Genomic DNA, 16,750 nt, shown 5'->3' with positions numbered 1-16,750 from the left:
CTACGTCAATCGCCCGGCCGTGACGGAACGGGGGAGCACCCACATCGATACAGCGTTCATGGGGGCTCACCTCCTCGGGCGGTGTCACGGGCACCTGCAAGCTACAAGCCGGGCGCTGTCGCGTCCAGCGTGTTTCGCGGCGGGACACTAACCTTGGCGCATGAATCGGGTGATCTACTCAGTTGCCTCGTCTCTCGACGGCTACCACACCGATGCCCAGGGCGACTACTCGTGGGCGGTGCCCGACGAAGAGGTCATCGCCGCGCTCAACGCCGACGCAGCCGGGGTGAGCACCTATCTTTACGGCAGGCGAATGTACGAGGCGATGGCCGTCTGGGAGACCGATCCGGAAGTCGCCGCGCAGTCGCCGGAGTCCGCTGAGTACGCCAAGACGTGGCAGGCGGCGCAGAAAGTGGTGTTCTCCTCGACCTTGCCGAAGGTGTGGACGCAGCAGACCCGCCTGGAGCGTGAGCTGACCACCGAGGCGGTCGCCTCGGCGCGCGCCGAGGCCACCGGCGATCTGACGGTCGAAGGCCCGGGACTCGCGCACAGCGCCCTGCGGCTCGGTGTCGTCGATGTCGTCGAGCTGTTGGTGTGCCCGGTTCTGGTCGGGGGAGGGACAAGGGTGCTGCCCGACGAGGTGCGCACGTCTCTGTCGCTCACCCGGGAACGCCGTTTCGGCAACGGCATGGTGCAGCTCACCTACGACGTCGCATAGGCGTCTTGTTGTGAAAGCGGTTTTGGTGGACACGTCCACTCTGATCGCGCTCAACCGGTGGCCCGAGTCGCTACGGCCCCGGCTCGCGGATTTCGACTGGACCGGGGTGATCGAGGCTCTGGTCCTGTTCGACCGCGTCATCCTGGACGGTCCATCAGTTCAGCGAAACCAGGACATGCTGGGCTGGCTGCCCGACATGGACGACGGCACCCGGATCGAGTCGCTGCGCAAGGACGAGGTCGGTGCGCTGTATCTGCGCGCGGCGACCTTGTTCCAGCAGCTCGACTGGAAGAAGATCCGGCTGCAGCCCGGCGGCTCCCAACTCGCGGCGCAGGAATTTACGCTCCCGATGGAGCTTCACTCGGTGACCTTATGGAGTGAAGTCGAGGCACACCTGTCCGAGGAACAATCCTGGGAGGTCGCGGACGCGTTCGGCAGACCGATGCGAAAGGCACTGCAGACGCGTTTCGACAGCGGGCCGACCATCGGCCTGATCCGGCACTTCTACTACCTGGCGCTGCAGGAACGCACCGGTGGGGCGCTGCTGCTGCATCCGGAGAAGACGTTCAGCGGACAGGCGCCGCGTTACGGGTACGCCGAGCAGATCCTCGGCGCGTTCGACCGGAAGGTGCGCAAAGCGTACGAGGACCGGCGCCGGGCCTGGCTCGGTGACACCCCGCGGCACCTCCCGCTGCCGCCCCTGACACGGTTCGTGCTCCAGGAGGCGCACCAGCGCTCCTGGAACCTGGGCCGCACCATCAGCTGGATGCGCGAGCAGCCCGAGGTGCGCTCCTTCCGGCGGGGCATGCGGATGCTCGACGACCTGGTCGCGGCCGGCGACGACCAGGGCGTCGACGCGGTGCTGCACGAACTGGAGGCGGCGGCGGGCACCTGGGCGGAGAAACTGGGCACGCGCGGCGGCCCGGCCAAGCGGCTGTCGCTGCAGGTGGCGTTGCCGTTCGTGCAACCCGCGGTCGACGTTTCGGTCCCGATGCCGGCGCGTAGCTCCGCCCAGCGGATGCTGGTGCTCATCGCGCGGATCCTCGCGTTCGATTGAACCCTGCGGAGGGATCGTGCCTTGACCGGCGTCTCGCAACGTAGCGCCCAGGCGCTTGCGAGGCCGGATCGTCCGAAGTCACCCTGCGGATTTGCCGGAGTGCGGGGAAGCCGGTCGGCGTCGCCGTGTCACCGGCTCGGTGCGTCCGATTGAATCCGCAGCCTCCATCCGGACTGCCCGCTCTCAGAAATCATGCCGGATGACCATGCGGTGAGCTGGCTCGCGACAAGGAAGTCGAGGCGGTCTTCGCGTGGGCCGGCCTGCCAACAAGATGCGGCGCGGCTCGATGTCTCAAGAATCGTGTCATCGGACGGTGCATTTTGCGTGGGCGCTACCGTCAGTAACTGCGCCGACCGTTTGTGGCTTGCAGTCTGAACGGGGGCACACCCGATCGCGGCAGATCCGGACGTCGACCAAGGGCGCCCGGCGCGTTCGGTGACTGGACGCCGTCTTGGTCGGCCGCACGGCCGGTCGCTGAGTGCCGTCCATGGGCTGAGTCCGCGGACCCTGCCTCCACGTGAGTAATCCCGAGAGATCGAGACGCGGGCATACTGTCGCGCATGACCGCCCCTGAACAGCCGGCCGCTTCACCCGAGCGTCTCGTCCTCTTCACTGATGCGGTGGCCGCAATTGCCATCACCCTACTCATCCTGCCGCTCCTGGAGGCCCTGGCCGACATCGAGGACCATGCGGACCTGGGCGGGCTGATCCACGAACACCTTCCCGGATTTGGCGCTTTCCTCCTGGGGTTCGCGGTAATTTTCCGGTTCTGGTGGGGTCACCATCGGGCATTCGGGCATCTGTCCCGTTTGAGCGGGCCCATCGTGATCCTGAGTGCGCTGTGGACTCTGGCCATCGTGATGCTGCCGATCCAAACCGCGATCATTACCGACTTTCCGCCCACGAGCGGCACCGTGGCGTTGTACTGCGGCACGCTGCTGTTGGCCACCGGCGCGCTGAGCGCCCTATCGATCTACGCCTACCGCCACCCCGAATTGAGCGTCGGTCGAACTCCGCTCCCGATCGAAGTGGTGACCGGCTCCTTGACGACCTTCGGCGCCCTGCTGCTCGCCGCGGTGGTCGGCGTGGCCTTCCCACAGATCAACTACTGGGCGCTGTTGCTGCTGTTCCTGACTGGACCGGTCGAAGGGCTGTTTCTGACCCGCCGGCGCCGCGCCCGGCCGATCGCCTGACAACTCTCGCGCCAGGTTGTCGGCGAGGCCGGGAAGCTCGGACGGCGCCTAGGCCGGTGGATGACCGGCAGGAGTCCGCCACTGCGTGGACCGACATGATCGATCAATGGCGGACGGCTGATCGGGGCAATGCGCCGAGGCTGACGATGAAGCTAATCAGCCTGACGGCGCTGTGGCGGGCGAAGCGAAGCGGTGAATCTCAGGGCGTGCGGCGGCGTACGGTTGGTAGCGTCACGATTGGGCCCTGAGCTGCGGGTATGCGGTTCTTATTCCGCCCAGTTCGGTCCGCAGGTAGCCCCTGACCAGGGCAAAATGTGAATCGATTGCTGGCAGTGCGCGAACCGCGTCGGTCAGATGTTCTGTGAGCCGGAAATATGTCGTGACCCCAAGAGATTACGAGCAGCCGCTCAGCGTTGAGGCCCCCTTCGCCCTGGTGGCCGGCGCGGGTCGCGATCGAGCCCAGGCCAACATGGACCGGTACGTGCGGAGCGCCCTGCGTCTGGTCTCCGGTGGCGGCTGATCGCCGTTCGGTGGCGACCGAGCGTGCGTCGGCCGAGATGATCGATTGTTGCGCTCGGCGGCGAGCGGATCGTGGCATGAGAGTTAGCCGACATGCCGGTGTGGGAAATGAATCGTGCCCTGCTCACGTCAAGCCGTAGATCTGGTTCAGGTCCAGGAAGGTGATGGTCGACAACCGAGCGATCAGGTACGGTCAACTCACCGTTGAGATGGTCAGGTTTGCGGTAGCCATGACGGAAGCCTTCCGTCATTCACCAGTGGGCAGGCGGGCGGGATCGACTCCGTCCGCGCCTGTCCAGAACCGCACGGGGTACGCCCATTCCTTTTTGTAGAACTGGCTGGGCATTCGCGAGTTCGCGTCGTCGTACGATACGAACTCTGTCGCATAGCTCGGGTGTCCGGCCGCGGGCAGGGCGCCGGCGTAGCCAAGAGCTTCGAGCAGAACTGTCCGCTCCAGCTTGTTCGACTTGAGTTTGCCGATCAGGGCTGCGTTCAACTCCGTCAACTGTGCGGACTCGGGAAGCGACCGGATCGCATCAACGATATCCTCCAGCACTGCTCGGCCCCGGTGGACATCGTGGTCATCGTCTGCTCCGTCGAACCGCTCCACCGCGGCGCTGGCCCACGGAAGGTTTATCGGCCGCAACCAGAAGGCATCGCCGGCGAGGTCCTCGGACGTGACAGCATCTTCGCTCTCGCGCATACCGCACATCCCACAATTCGTGGGGTGGAAATGCTGCGACAGCACGAAGCCATGCTGGGGCAAGTGCCGCAGGAACGTCAGCCGCGGCCAAACACTCCGCCGACTCTGGTCCCTCGTAACCAGGCTCGCAAGCCATGCCCGCTCGATCGCGCGCCGGTCAGCGGCAGCGGCCACCGCGACCGCTGTCCGGACAAGGTCATCATGATCCACGCTCGCCAATCTAGGCGACTCGGCTCAACGCGCACAGGGGCCCATAGTCGCTCTGATCGAGACGGCCTGGTTTCCTGAGTCGTTACACGTGCCGGTAGACCGTCCCGCGCGTGTTCCAGGCGTAGGACACCCGTCCCTGCGAGAAGTCAAGCTCGGTGAGCTCCTCTGGTGGAACCAGCTCGAAGTACTCCCAGAAGTCGAACGGCGGCTCTTCGTCCGAGCCGACACGTTCCTTCTCCGGCGCGGCGGTGGCTTTGAACTCGTCTTCCGTAAGCCTGCGCATCGCATCAGGATGCCAGCCCCCGTGCGGGCCATCGCGACTGTGACTGCCTGCCGCCCGCCCGGGAGGGATGCCCACTGGCGCACTTTCCCGGGCGCGAGCGGACGGCTGGCCATCAGGCGTCCGCCGTGACTCTTGGTTGCGAACTGATCGCGGCAGATCCGGACACTCGGCGCCATGATCATAGTGCGATGATCGACGTGTGCTTGAAGGTCCAACGGGTCGTGGCGGACTGGGCGTTGAGGAGTTCGACGGCACGCGACCACGCCTGGCCGCCGACACCGCCTTGACCTGTCACTCCAGCCTCGAGAAGGCGAGCGGATTGGGGCGCCGGCTGACAGGAGTCGCGGGGCCGACGCACTCGCTTCGACAGCTCAGCCTGAGTGAGTTCGCGGAGTTGCTCGCGTGGTTAGCCTCGGTCTTTCACTTGGCTCATCGTCCATAGCTGCTGATCGATTGATGTGACTTCGGATGCGGTTTGCCGGGTTGCTGGCATGCTGATGGCCCGGCGCAGGGCCGGGTTCCTCCGTGAAGCTGGTGGGACGTGGGTTGCTGGGTCAGCCTGCGGGTCGTGGGAGTGCCGCGAGGCGGCTGAAAGCGCTGGTCAGGGCCTCGGTCCAGGGCCAGTCGGCGGCGATGGCGAGGCGGGTCCGGCGGGCGGTGCGGGTGAGCCGGGCGGCGACGTGCAGCAGCCGGTAGCGCAGTCTCTTGGGCTCGGCGGTGGCGAGGTCGCCGTCGAGGAGCAGGGTTTGGGTCCAGGCGAGTAGGTCGATGCCGGTCAGGGCGAGTTGTAGCCAGGCCTGGTTGATCGCGAAGTGCCGGGACGGGAACCGGCCGAAGCCGGTGTCCTTGCCGGTGCGGATGCGGTCTTCGACGCGGGCGTGGGCCCGGTGCCGGGCCTCCAGGAACTGGATGCCGCCGTTGCCGGGTGGGGTGTCGGTGGCGACGACCTGATGCCGCCAGCCTTCGATGGTGTCGAACAGCGACAGCTGGGCGCCGGGGTGCGGGCGTTCGCGGCGGACCAGGAACCGGGTGCCCTGCGGCCAGCCGGTAGCGTCGAACAGGCCGGTGATCTCACAGACCTCGGCGTGTTCACGCAGGTCGCCGTCGGTGTCGATGGCGGGGATCCAGCCGGAGGCCGCGGTGATCGCTTGCCGGACGGGTTCGGTGATCGCGGTGCCGACGCTGAATCGGATGTCCAGGTGCTGCTCGCGCAGCGATCGGATGTGGGCGAGGAAGCCGTGGCTGGAGCCGGCCGAGTCGCTGCGCAGCAGGACCGGGGTGCCGTGCCGGTGGGCGTCGGGGATCTGGGTGAGTGCCTGGTCCAGGACGGTGATGTGGTCGGCGGTGGTGTTCGACCCGGCCCGGCCCTCGCGCAGGAGCCCGGACAGGGCTTCGCCGGTGTTGTCCAGGAAGCAGAACAACGGGTGATAGCCGAAGGTCTTCTTCCAGGTCCGGGTCGCTGCCTCCTTCTCCGAGTGGCAGATGACGATCGTCGCGTCGATGTCCAGGACCAGGCCCTGCATCTTGCGGCCGGCCACGGTGACCTGTGGCAGGTCGCCGCGGACCTCGGCGTGCTGAGCCCAGGCCACTTCCCGAGCCTGGGCTCGCGCGGCTCGCAGCTGGGCCAGCATCGCCTCGTCCACCTTCGACAGCAGCCGCCAGGCGGTCGGGTCGGAGGCGACCGGCCCGAACAGGCCGGCCTGGTCACGCAGGACGGCGAGATCGGCGATCGCTTCGCCGCCGTCGGCGAGCATCACCGCGAGATCGACCGCGATCCGGCCCGGGTCGTGCCCGCCACCGCGCTGCCGCAGACCCGTCAACCCAAGACTGAACGCGCTGGTCAACCCGGTCGCGTCGGCGAGATCGGCCAGCAGCCGGGCACCAGCGTGAGCGACCACGCCCCGCCCGCCACCAGTCACCGTGATCTTCGGACGTGTTGCGGTAGCCTTCACCCAGCAAGTGCCTTCCGTGACAGGAACATCGGACCCTCAGCAAGTCCTATTTTCCCTGATCAGAAGGCACTTCTTCTTTCTCCGCCCACTCCGTGGACAGCCCTTAACGAAGGGCCGAGGTTAGTCGAAAGTTATGGCAGACCCGATCACGACTTCGGGGAACAACGCAGGTTGGAGAGCCTGCTTCGCTCCGGCGATCCGGTCAGCGACGCTTTCGAGACAAAGGCAGCTGAGGTTCCATCTGACTTCGGGCTTTAAGGCTGCGGCTGGAAGCGATGATCGTATGCTCCGCTAGTGCTCGGCGCCGTTACCGTAGGACGGACCGCGCCCGGTTCGCGGCTACGGCGCAGCCAGCCGTCAGCGACATCGGATCTTGAGGGCCTACCCTTAACGGTGCCGGCTTCTGTTCGACCAGCTCAATAGCAACGGAGATGCTCTGGCCGACGGGGTACTCAGCTTCGGTGGTCAGAAGTGCTCGTCCTCATCGAACGGGACAGCGTCGATATATTCGGAAGGACGGGGCGCCGCTGTAGCCGGGCAATAGGCGATCGCCAGGCGTGCTAAAGGCTCGGTCGGCGGGTCGATGCTGCCGCATGCCAGACCGCCGAGGTCGACCTTGGTCCAGGAGGTGAACCCGCCGGTGACCGTGGCCGTGGTGCAGGAGACGGTGAACTCGGCCGACATGATCGTGGCGCCTTCGTAGAAGAGGGTCTGCGGGATGGCGGGGTTGTCCGTGACCTGCATGGGGAAGCCGTAACCGCCGTCCGGGAGTGCGGCTGGCCCGGTCTTGACCTTTGTGCCGGCGTGTTCGCTGAGTGACGCGGCGAGCATCCTGGTCCAATCGGCCGGCGCGTTCACGCCGGTGATCGACGGAGTGAACGGCTTGTCCAAGACGGGTCGTCCGGTCATGTCGCTGTCTTCCTGGTGCAGCATCACCTGGGTCAGGCGGGGCTGCGTGACCGGTGCTGACCACCGCACCCGTTCGGGTACACACCCGGACGGCACCACAACGGGAGACGGATTTGCAGCCGGGGTGACGCCGGGTGCGGCGCACCCGGCCGCCGATGCCATCGCCAGGACCGCAACACCGGCCCGATAGTTGATCATCGCAAGATGATGCAGGTTGGCGGCGACAGACCGGCGGCCGGGTCCTTCAATGTTCGCGAGCACCTCAGCGTCCGGAACGCGTCCATGAACACCAGCACGCCCAGAGCGCATATCCGTGCGAGGCGTTCATGAGTGACCACCCGATCATGAGGCCCCTACCCTGGAGCAGTGTCCGGGTGACGGTCTTATGTCGTGAGGTTCTCCCCGAGCGATGGCCGTCGCCCGGCACCCAGGAACCCTCGAACGGCGAGCACTCAGCGCCTATCAGCGGCAGAAGAGGGCATTGGATCACGTTCTGAATTCGTACGGAACCCTTGCCATCGGCGCGCCCCTCCGCCCCGAGAGACTCGACCGCAGGAGAGGCTTGCGCGCCGCATTCTATTTCGCCGAGCCGACACCTCAGACCACCTGCGTGTCGGCGTCGCATCTCCGCTCCACTGGCACCTCGATGCGCCGGTGCTCGGCACGCGACCGTTGTGGCAACCGGCGGTGAGCAGCGGTCCACCACCTCGTTCGTCTAAATGACCACCTGGACTACGGTGGGTCGGTGATCGACTTCTCCAGCCCATCCGTTTTCAAGCTCAACCCGTGCGATCCCGCCACCATCTATCCGCAGGTCGCGCCGCTGCTCATTCCCGGTGAACAGCTGGTCGTCGCCTTTCGGACGACTCGTGACTTCGTGGTCTTCACCAACAAGCGTCTGATCGCGGTCAATGTACAGGGCATGACCGGCAAGAAGGTGGACTTCACGTCGCTGCCGTACAACAAGATCCAAGCCTTCTCGGTCGAGACGGCAGGCAGCTTCGACCGGGATACCGAGCTGGAACTGTGGTTCAGCGGCCTCGGCAAGGTCCGCCTGGAGTTCAAGGCGAACGCTGACATCCGCCAGTTGGGTCAGATGATCGCCGGTTACGTCCTCTGACCGGTTGCCGGCGATGCCTGCGCCCGTCGCGTGACCACGCTGCTACCTTCCGGGCCGAACCGGCGCCTGCGCCGCCGTCAGCATCGAGGTCCCGGCAGGCAACGGCAGGCAGTGTCGGCCGACCCGCCGCGGCTCACCGACGGGGATCGCGGACAGCGGTGGCGTCGACGCGGCGCCGCGAGCGCCGATCCACGAGGGCGGACGCGCCCTTCCGTAGCGCGCGCCTCGCGGCAGTTTAGGATGCCGTGCCGAGAGACCTGGATGTGCGTACCTCGGCCATTGCGGTGCCGTGTGCCGGTTAGAAGTGCGATTCGCTTCTGGACGGCGAGCACGGCGGTGTACGTCACGATGACGTCCGCGTGAAGCCCCTTTTAAGTTGATCTTCTGGCCGAGATCTGCTTCTACCAGGGGCTTCACGCGGTTCGACGGCAGGGCTCGAACATCGGGGTCAGCGAAGTCAGATCCCTGAGCCACTAAACACGGTCACTGCCGGTTGTCTGGAATGGTTCACTGCCCAGGCGCCAACACGGGGCTGTTGTGATAGGCGGCGATCATCCATTGGCCGTCCCGCTTCTCGAAGACCCAGGTCGCGTTCACCTTACGCAGGTCGTCCGGAACCTCGGTCTCGCCGGCGAACAGGATGGCGGATTCGCTGACGACGATCGCGGCGTCCCTGCCGACGAAGCGGAGGCTGAGCTGCTTGTTGTAGGTCGAGCTGCCCTTGAGTGGCCCCTCGAAGGCCAGGGCCATGTTCTCGCGGATCACGTTACGGCTGTCGCGGAGCGAGCCGGTCATGATGGCGGTCGCGTTCGCGGTGTAGTTGGCGACCATGCCGTCGGCGTCGCCAGCCTCCCATGCCTTGTAAGAGTCAATCAGTACGGCCTGGATGGCGGCCTCGTCCTCCGCGCGACTATCTGACATCAGGTTCTCCCCTTGTGGTCGGTTTGCCCGGGGTATTCCGGCGAACTCGTCAGTACATACCGGCGGTGGGGTCGGAACTCATCGCGCCCGCGGCAAGGAAGTGTTGAGAGGCGCTCGACAGAGAGACGTTGCTGGTCGGAAACTCGGCGAACAACCGCGGGCCGCGACCGCCGACGAGGAGGGATGGGCGGCCGCTCTGTCAGGCTTCGAGTTCGGCGGGAAGCTTGAAGGAGGCGAACACCTTGGCGTCCCGGAAGACCGAGTTGCGGCTGATGCCGTTCTTCGTGACCGTGAAGACCTGCAGCGTGTGCAGCTCGAACGCGCCGCTCGGGCCGCGGTTGTAGGCGGCGAACGCCGGCTGCGAATTGGCACCGACCGGCAGGAAGCGCCACTGGCTGCCGTTCTTGGCGAAGACCAAGTCCATGAACACACCGTAGTTCTCGCGCCCGACGAACCAGTTGACCATCGGGGGCATCTCCATGAGCACGTCCTCGGTGAGCAGCCGTTTAAGCCCTTCGATGTCAGCCTTCTCAAAGGCCGTCATGTACTTGTCCACCCAGGCGCGCTGCTCTGCTTCGGACGGTTCGGCGACCTGTTCCTCCAGAATTCCCGCCTCTTTTAGCCTGGCCCTGGCCCGCTGCAGGGAACTGTTGACCGAGGCGGTCGTGGTGCTCAGGATGTCCGCCGCCTCGACTGCGGAGAAGTCGAGGACCTCACGCAGGATCAACGCCGCGCGCTGCCGCGCGGAAAGGTGCTGCATGGCGGCGACGAAGGCGAGCCGTAGACTGCCGCGGTCGATCGTGGGAGTCTCCGGCCCGCCCAGCCTCAGCAGAGAGTCGGGAAGCGGTTGAAGCCAGGTGATCTCTCCGCCGTGGACGAACGGTCGGCGCGGGTCGCTCTCGGCGACCACGCCGGAGGGCAGCGGACGGCGGCTGCGGCTCTCAAGCGCGGTGAGGCAGGCGTTGGTCGCGATGCGATACAGCCAGGTCCGCAGGGAGCTGCGGCTCTCGTCATACTGGCCCTTCGCGCGCCACGCTCTCAGATAGGTTTCCTGGACCAGGTCCTCCGCGTCGTGAACCGAGCCAAGCATCCGGTAGCAATGGGCCAGCAGCTCCGACCGGTACGGCTCGATCCTGCGATCGAACTCTTCCGCCGTCACCGTCGCCACGTTCATGCCCTTCTTGGTGTGCCAGGGGCGACCATATCGCACCAGATCAGCGGCGCAGCGCAGCCGTGTTCCAGGACAGCCAACCCTTGAATGACCTCGCCCAAGGCGGGTACGCAACTCGCCGCCTAAACGATCTTGATCAACCGTTCTCGACAACAGCTCCTGACTCCCGCTCATCGGCTATGAGAGTGCCGCCACCGTCGCGGACCACACGTAGCGTGACGGCCGCGCTGAGCGCCGCGAGCGATCGGCGGCAGATCCGGACGGCGGCATCGCGGTCAGTTCTCTCGCCACACACGAAAGGTCTGCTGTAGGCGCCACGCGCCGTCGGGCTGCTGAGCCTCGTTGCGCCAGGAGAAGGTGTCGGGCTCGATGTCCGAGAATGTCCACCGCAGGTCGCCGCCGTCGAGCATGATTTCGGCACCGTCCTGACGTGCCAGGAAGGTGTGGACCCTGCGCCGACCCGGCCCTACCCAGGTCGAGCGCCATACGCCGGGGCCCGCGCTCGGATCGGGAAATCGTACGCTGACGCCGTGCTCGACGCCAGGCAAGATCCAGACGTCGGTAGTGGCCCGGCCGCCCAACGCGAATCCGAAATGCCATTCGCCTCGTCGCACGGACGAGGATCCGCCATCGTCGTACTCCGTGCAGTCCAGCGCCCACGAGCCCGCGAACTGTCCGAAGAGGTCAAGATCGACTCCGGCGGCGGGTCGGTCAGCGAGGTAGGCCGCACCGAGCGCGCCCAAATGGATCGTCATGGTCGGACGATAGCCAAAATGCCAAGAATCGCTACCCACATTCACCGGCGCCACAGCACACGCTCTTCGGCAGATCCGGGAGCGCCTCCGCCGAAGCTTGCCGCAGGGGATCGCTACGTAGGTAACGACGTCCAGGGGGTGAGAGCCGCCCGCCTCCTGCACCGATGCTCCAAGTCGAGCCCGTCGGTCTTCACCGATCCGTTGAGACTCGCCAGATCGCCCGAGACGCGCTTAGTTGCATAGGCGCACATATCGGGCCGCTGTCGTCACGACGAACGGGAATCTGCCATGAAGTGCGCCAGCTGGCTGACTCTCCGCCGGCATCAACGAGACAGGACGCAGGCCTGCAAGGTAGACGCGGCTTCCGCAAGGTTGGAGTGAACCTGGCACCAGATGTCGCGTCCGTTTGAACCTTGCGGATGGACCGGGCCTCGACCAGCGACCCGCAAGGTAGCTCCGGACGCTTGCAAAGCTGGTTGTCCGGATTCGCCTTGCGGATTTCGGCCGAGGGCGGGGGCACGCGGGGGTGAGATGATCTCGTGGCTTCGGCGAGGCTCGGGATCGGATCGAGGAAGGCAGCGGGCATGGGAACGTTCGGGACGGGTGCGTTCTCTAGCGATGGAGCCGTGGACTTCCTCGAAGAATTGGCTGAACGGGAGCCTGAGCGGCGCGCCGCAGCGCTGGAGCACATGTTCAAGTTCGTCAAGGACAAGCCTGAGCTGCTCTGGCGGGACTTCTTCCCGGATCAGGTCGTTGCCGCTGCAGCGGTGGTCGCGGCAAGTCTGCCGGGCGGGGAAGAACTCAGCGAAGAGTTGGCTGACGAGGACCTCGCCTCGGATGTCCGGCTGCCGCGGCCTGCGTCGGAGTTGGCGGCGGCGGCGCTCGAAGCGCTGCTGTTCGTTGCTGGCCCTGGACGTCCTTGGCATCAGGGGTGGACGGATCCGGGTGACGCCGCTGAAGCAGTCGACACGATCAATACGCTGTCGCAGGTCCTCACTGAAGGTGGCCTGGCGTAGCCCTCGAACCGTCCGGTGCCGGATCGCGGAACTGCGTTTAGCGGCTGTCAGTGGCATCGGTGCCGTCCTCCTCCGCGACGAAGCCGACCTTAACGGCGTAGCCGCATCACCGGCCCGATACGTCCGAGTGAATCCGCAACCTGCCTCCGAACACCGCAAGATCGTCCGCAGGGTAACTCCGGACTCCGCAAGGTTCGAGCGGACCGGACAAGAAAGGCGCACGGGGATGACGTCAGTACAGTAGTCCGACGACTATAGTCATGCGTATGGCTGGGACGGGTTTGCGCCTGATGGGCGCGCATGAGATTCGGGTTCGGATAGGGCGTATCAGCCGGCAGCGGGTGTACCAGCTTGCCCGGCGGCCGGATTTCCCGGCCCCGGTGGCGGATCTGGCGCAGGGCAAGGTCTGGCTTGCCGACGAGGTGGAGGCTTGGATCGAGGCTCGACAGCGCAGAGCCTCCGGGTAGGGCGCCGGGCGGCTGGGTGAGCGGCCAACCGGCGGCGCGGCTGTCCGGGCGACGTTACGGTGGGTAAGTGCAAGATCGAAATATCCGGGATCGGATCGTGCGGTTCCGGGCCGATCCGAGTCTGTCGCGGGAGCAGGCGGCGGCGCGGATTTCGGCGTACGTGTACGGCAACATCATCGTCTTCGCCACTATGGTGCCGCTGAGCGCCGCCGACCTGTCGCACGGGCACGGCGCTCTGCTGGTGCTCGGCGTGTCCGCCTCGACGTATCTGGCGCACGTGTTCGCCGACGTCGTGGGTTTTCGGGTGCGGGTCGGCAAGGACCTGAGCCGGGCGCAGCTGTGGCACGAGATCCGGGACGCGCTGCCGGTGCTCACGTCCGGCCTGGTGCCGGTGATCCTGCTGCTGCTCGGTGGGTGGCACTGGCTGCCCGAACGGGCCGTGATCCTCGGGTCGGAGGTGTATCTGCTGCTGCGGATGGCTCTCATCGGGCTGCTGGTGGAGCGGTTGCAGGCGGAGCGCTCGTCCGGCCGTACGCTGGCTGCTGGTCTGATGCTGGCTGTGGCCGCAGCTTGCGTCGCGTTCGTGAAGGCTGCTCTCGGACACTGAGGTTCATGCGGCGCCGGCCGCGGCCCTTACGGGGGTCGCGGCCGGCGCTCGTTGGGCCTACATCACGATGTCGGCCTGCGGGCCGGAGGAGGCCTTGACCAGGTTGGGCACGTTGGCGGTCGCGTCGAGGGTGTACGCGTAGAAGCTGCCCGGCGTGAACGCTGAGCCCGACGTCTCCTTGCGGCCGGTGGAGTTGACCACCGTGCTGCCGCTCTGGCGCAGCTGGGCGCCGGTCGCGGTGTCCGGGTAGTACGGGTTGTTGACCTTGTCGAAGTAGCTGTTCTCGATCACCATCTTCGTGGCGCCGCGCGCGTAGTTGCCGTACGAAGAGATGTTGTTCAGGTAGTTGTTGTAGAGGTGGACGTACTGCAGGTTGTCCGCGCTGGGGTTGCGCTGGTTGGAGTTGTAGATCCAGTTGTGGTGGATCGTCATCCGGGCGGTGACGTTGGTGGTCCAGCCGATGCCGAACGTCTTGTTGTGGTCACCCATCCGGTTCCACGAGACGGTGATGTTGGTGCTGTCCTTGCGGCTGTCGATGTAGCCGTCGTTGGTGTTGGTGAACGTGTTGTGGTCGATCCAGACGTTGGACGCGGTGTCCATCTGGATGCCGTCGTAGTCGAAGTCCTTGTCGTCCGGGTCGTCGGAGGCCATCGCGGTGTCACCGATGGTCAAGTTCCGGATGATCACGTTCTTGACGCCGGTGCCGAGAAAGAAACCGCCGTTCTTGATCCGGCCGCTGGTGCCGAGCCCGACGATCGTCTTGTTGGACTTGACCGGGATCTCGTGGCCGTAGGGGGTGACGGTGATGGTCCCGGAGACGCGGATGATGTGCGCGGTGGACGCGGTCGCGTACTTCACCAGGTCGGCGAAGGTGGTGACGGTGACCGCGGTGCCGCCCGCGCCGCCGGTGGTGCCCTGCGCGAACCCGTCGGCGGTGTTGGACCATCGGCCGCCGGCCGGGGGAGGAGAGGTGGGGCCGCTGACGTAGTTGAACGACCACTGCATGCGCGAGATGTCGGAGCAGGTCTCCTGGACGATCGGGTTGTTGCCGGCGGTGGAGCCATCCTTGTTGCTCAGGCACAGGCCGGTGGCAGCGCTCTTGACCAGGTATTTCCCGGACGCGGCGCCTGATGCGCTGAAGGTCCACAGCTGGTTGGTCTTGGTGCCGTCGCCGCAGCCGTACTGCTGAAGCTGCAGACCCGAGTTGGTCGACGAGCTCGGCACGTCGATGCAGCGGGTGCTGTTGGCGTTGACCAGGTTGGCCGGGCCGGAGCCCTGCACCTTGCACTGGTGCCGGGCGCCGGTGGTGCACGCGGACTGCACCAGCAGCGCGGAGTTGTCCGCCGATGCGCCGGTCACGTCGACGCACTTGCCGCTGGCGGCGGAGGCCAGCTGGTAGACGCCGCCGTTGACCGGGGCGGTGGCGGCCTCGGACGGCAGCATCGTGACGGCGATGGCGGTGGGAATCGCGATGGCGACGACGGCCGTACCGATGAGTTTTCTGCTCCTCATGATCGTTGTCCCTCTCAGCCGACCGGGTTCCAGCCGTCGGCGCCGGCCAGATACTTCTGCGGGGTGTAGTTCGCCGCCTGGGCGTCAGTCAGTTGCCGGCGGTTGCTGTTGGTGGTCGCTCCGGCGCCGGTGTTCTTGTATTCGCTGAACCGGGCGTTCTGCCAGGTGTTGGTGGACATGTCGGTCCACGGCTGGGCGATCTTGATGGTGTTCGAAAGGTTCGATTCGCGGAACAGCACCTGCGCGCCCTGGCGCCACGGCCGGCCCAGGGTGGTGTTGTTCGTGCCGGTCCCGGTGACCGTGCACTTGTAGAACAGGAAGCCGTACGTCTTCTCGGCCGGCGTGCTGGCCGCGGTGAGCGGGCCGCCGGTGGAGCGCTTCTCGTGGATACGGCTGTTGTGGAACACCGCGATGCCCGCGCCGAAGATGAAGTCGACGGTGCCCTCGACGTAGGAGTTGGTGAAGTAGGTGCGGGCGTTGTTGTCGACCAGGAAGGTGTCCTGGTCGCCGAGCAGCCGCACGTTGTCGAACCGGGCCCGGTCAGCGTCGAGGTAGAGGGCGAGCGCCTGGTCACCGGTCTCGTACGTGTTCTCGTCGTAGTCGTTGGTGATCGTCAGGTTGGTGACGGTCAGGTCCTTGCCGTACGCCTGCACGGTGCCGCTGCCCTGCAGCCCGAAGTGCCCGGCGTCGCGGTTGTTGACGATGGTCGTCTGCGCGTTGGAGGTGCCGAGGCCCTGCAGGGTGATGAACGGCTTGTTGGCCGGGATCGTGACGATCTCCCGGTAGGTGCCCGGCTTGATGGTGATCACGCGCCGGGTGGTGTTGTTCGCCGGCACCGCGTTGACGGCCGCCTGCACGGTCCGGTACTGGCCGGTGCCGTCGGCCGCGACGGTCGCCGTCGTGGTGCCGCCGCCACCGCCGGAGATCAGGGTGAACGACCACTGCAGACGGGCGATGTCCGAGCACGCCTCCTGCACGATCGGGTTGTTGCCGGCGGTCGAGCCGTCCTTGTTGCTGATGCACAGCCCGGTCGCGGCGCTCTTGATCAGGTACTTGCCGGTGGCCGCGGTGGACGCGGTCAGCGACCAGGTCTGATTCGCGCTGGCGCCGCACGTCCACTGCCACAGCTGGGTGCCGGCGGTGGTGTCGGAGTACGGCACGTCCACGCATTTGCCGCTGGCGCTGTTGGTGAAGCCGAACGCGCCGTTCTGCGACACCGCGCCGAACTGCTGGCTCGTGGTGGTGGTGCTGCAGGCGACCTGCGTCAGCAGGCCGCCGTTGGCGGTGCCGGCGGCCTGGATGCACTTGCCGCTGGATCCGGACGCGAGGGTGTACACGCCGCCGCTGACCGGCGCGACGGCCGCCTCGGACGGCAGTGCGAACGCGAGCAGCAGCCCGGCTGGTAAGGCGACGAGTAGCGAGAGTACCCAGGACAGCCGCACGGTGCGGTGGCGCACCGGTGCGGCGGAGATCTGTCCCATGAGCGAGTCTCCTAATGGGGATGGTGGGGGATTGGTGAACCGGTTCATTGATACCGCGCCAATTCACCTTTGTAAATGTTCCGATAACTCATAAAGGTGGCTTGAACTGCATGCATGCGAGTTCCATGACCTATAGGTGCACGCGGGACGGTGAGA

The 16,750-nt window shown here is 66.1% G+C and carries 17 protein-coding genes; 8 read left to right on the top strand and 9 right to left on the bottom strand.

Annotated features, from left to right (window positions below; all coding sequences use genetic code 11):
* The first annotated feature begins 160 nt into the window (after nucleotides 1-160).
* From OHA21_RS16705 to OHA21_RS16690, 4 genes are all read left to right on the top strand, one after another.
* A complete protein-coding gene (locus OHA21_RS16705; protein WP_328474953.1) occupies nucleotides 161-718 on the top strand; it encodes a dihydrofolate reductase family protein in 558 nt (185 codons plus the stop codon).
* Between the two features lie 25 nt (nucleotides 719-743).
* On the top strand, nucleotides 744-1,775 hold the full coding sequence (locus tag OHA21_RS16700; RefSeq protein WP_328474952.1) for a hypothetical protein: 1,032 nt from the start codon (nucleotides 744-746) through the stop codon (nucleotides 1,773-1,775).
* 560 nt (nucleotides 1,776-2,335) lie between these two features.
* Complete coding sequence (locus tag OHA21_RS16695; RefSeq protein WP_328474951.1) at nucleotides 2,336-2,968, top strand: TMEM175 family protein; 633 nt, start codon at nucleotides 2,336-2,338, stop codon at nucleotides 2,966-2,968.
* A gap of 379 nt (nucleotides 2,969-3,347) precedes the next feature.
* Nucleotides 3,348-3,488 carry a hypothetical protein gene (locus OHA21_RS16690; protein ID WP_328474950.1) on the top strand — a complete coding sequence of 47 codons (141 nt, stop codon included), beginning with the start codon at nucleotides 3,348-3,350 and terminating at the stop codon, nucleotides 3,486-3,488.
* 246 nt (nucleotides 3,489-3,734) lie between these two features.
* On the opposite strand, the gene OHA21_RS16685 is transcribed toward OHA21_RS16690, so the two are convergent.
* From OHA21_RS16685 to OHA21_RS16670, 4 genes are all read right to left on the bottom strand, one after another.
* Entirely contained in the window at nucleotides 3,735-4,400 is a 666-nt protein-coding gene (locus tag OHA21_RS16685; protein WP_328474949.1) for a hypothetical protein, read from the bottom strand.
* 82 nt (nucleotides 4,401-4,482) lie between these two features.
* Nucleotides 4,483-4,683, bottom strand: a complete 201-nt coding sequence (locus OHA21_RS16680; RefSeq protein ID WP_328474948.1) for a hypothetical protein — start codon at nucleotides 4,681-4,683, stop codon at nucleotides 4,483-4,485.
* Nucleotides 4,684-5,237: 554 nt separating this feature from the next.
* A complete protein-coding gene (locus OHA21_RS16675) occupies nucleotides 5,238-6,635 on the bottom strand; it encodes an IS1380 family transposase (RefSeq protein WP_328468718.1) in 1,398 nt (465 codons plus the stop codon).
* A gap of 465 nt (nucleotides 6,636-7,100) precedes the next feature.
* On the bottom strand, nucleotides 7,101-7,742 hold the full coding sequence (locus OHA21_RS16670; protein ID WP_328474947.1) for a hypothetical protein: 642 nt from the start codon (nucleotides 7,740-7,742) through the stop codon (nucleotides 7,101-7,103).
* A 547-nt stretch (nucleotides 7,743-8,289) separates the two neighbouring features.
* Here OHA21_RS16670 and OHA21_RS16665 point away from each other — a divergent pair.
* Nucleotides 8,290-8,664 (top strand): PH domain-containing protein, encoded by a 375-nt coding sequence (locus tag OHA21_RS16665; protein WP_328474946.1) that lies wholly within the window; start codon nucleotides 8,290-8,292, stop codon nucleotides 8,662-8,664.
* Between the two features lie 507 nt (nucleotides 8,665-9,171).
* Here OHA21_RS16665 and OHA21_RS16660 read toward each other — a convergent pair.
* The 3 genes from OHA21_RS16660 to OHA21_RS16650 form a co-directional block, all read right to left on the bottom strand.
* A complete protein-coding gene (locus tag OHA21_RS16660; protein WP_328474945.1) occupies nucleotides 9,172-9,585 on the bottom strand; it encodes an SgcJ/EcaC family oxidoreductase in 414 nt (137 codons plus the stop codon).
* A 199-nt stretch (nucleotides 9,586-9,784) separates the two neighbouring features.
* Nucleotides 9,785-10,759 (bottom strand): sigma-70 family RNA polymerase sigma factor, encoded by a 975-nt coding sequence (locus tag OHA21_RS16655; RefSeq protein WP_328474944.1) that lies wholly within the window; start codon nucleotides 10,757-10,759, stop codon nucleotides 9,785-9,787.
* Nucleotides 10,760-11,031: 272 nt separating this feature from the next.
* On the bottom strand, nucleotides 11,032-11,511 hold the full coding sequence (locus tag OHA21_RS16650; RefSeq protein WP_328474943.1) for a hypothetical protein: 480 nt from the start codon (nucleotides 11,509-11,511) through the stop codon (nucleotides 11,032-11,034).
* 584 nt (nucleotides 11,512-12,095) lie between these two features.
* Between OHA21_RS16650 and OHA21_RS16645 the strand changes: the two genes are divergently transcribed.
* The 3 genes from OHA21_RS16645 (at nucleotide 12,096) to OHA21_RS16635 (ending at nucleotide 13,601) form a co-directional block, all read left to right on the top strand.
* Complete coding sequence (locus OHA21_RS16645) at nucleotides 12,096-12,527, top strand: DUF4259 domain-containing protein (protein WP_328474942.1); 432 nt, start codon at nucleotides 12,096-12,098, stop codon at nucleotides 12,525-12,527.
* A gap of 290 nt (nucleotides 12,528-12,817) precedes the next feature.
* Nucleotides 12,818-12,994: a helix-turn-helix transcriptional regulator gene (locus OHA21_RS16640; protein ID WP_328478443.1), complete on the top strand. Its 177-nt coding sequence runs from the start codon at nucleotides 12,818-12,820 to the stop codon at nucleotides 12,992-12,994.
* Nucleotides 12,995-13,061: 67 nt separating this feature from the next.
* Entirely contained in the window at nucleotides 13,062-13,601 is a 540-nt protein-coding gene (locus OHA21_RS16635) for a hypothetical protein (protein ID WP_328474941.1), read from the top strand.
* Nucleotides 13,602-13,658: 57 nt separating this feature from the next.
* Here OHA21_RS16635 and OHA21_RS16630 read toward each other — a convergent pair whose 3' ends face one another.
* Together OHA21_RS16630 and OHA21_RS16625 are read right to left on the bottom strand one after the other, a co-directional pair.
* On the bottom strand, nucleotides 13,659-15,113 hold the full coding sequence (locus OHA21_RS16630; RefSeq protein WP_328474940.1) for an RICIN domain-containing protein: 1,455 nt from the start codon (nucleotides 15,111-15,113) through the stop codon (nucleotides 13,659-13,661).
* 14 nt (nucleotides 15,114-15,127) lie between these two features.
* Entirely contained in the window at nucleotides 15,128-16,594 is a 1,467-nt protein-coding gene (locus tag OHA21_RS16625; protein WP_328474939.1) for a pectinesterase family protein, read from the bottom strand.
* Nucleotides 16,595-16,750 lie beyond the last annotated feature (156 nt).

Source organism: Actinoplanes sp. NBC_00393, assembly GCF_036053395.1.
Lineage (GTDB): Bacteria > Actinomycetota > Actinomycetes > Mycobacteriales > Micromonosporaceae > Actinoplanes.
This window is presented reverse-complemented; position numbering and strand designations above follow the sequence as displayed.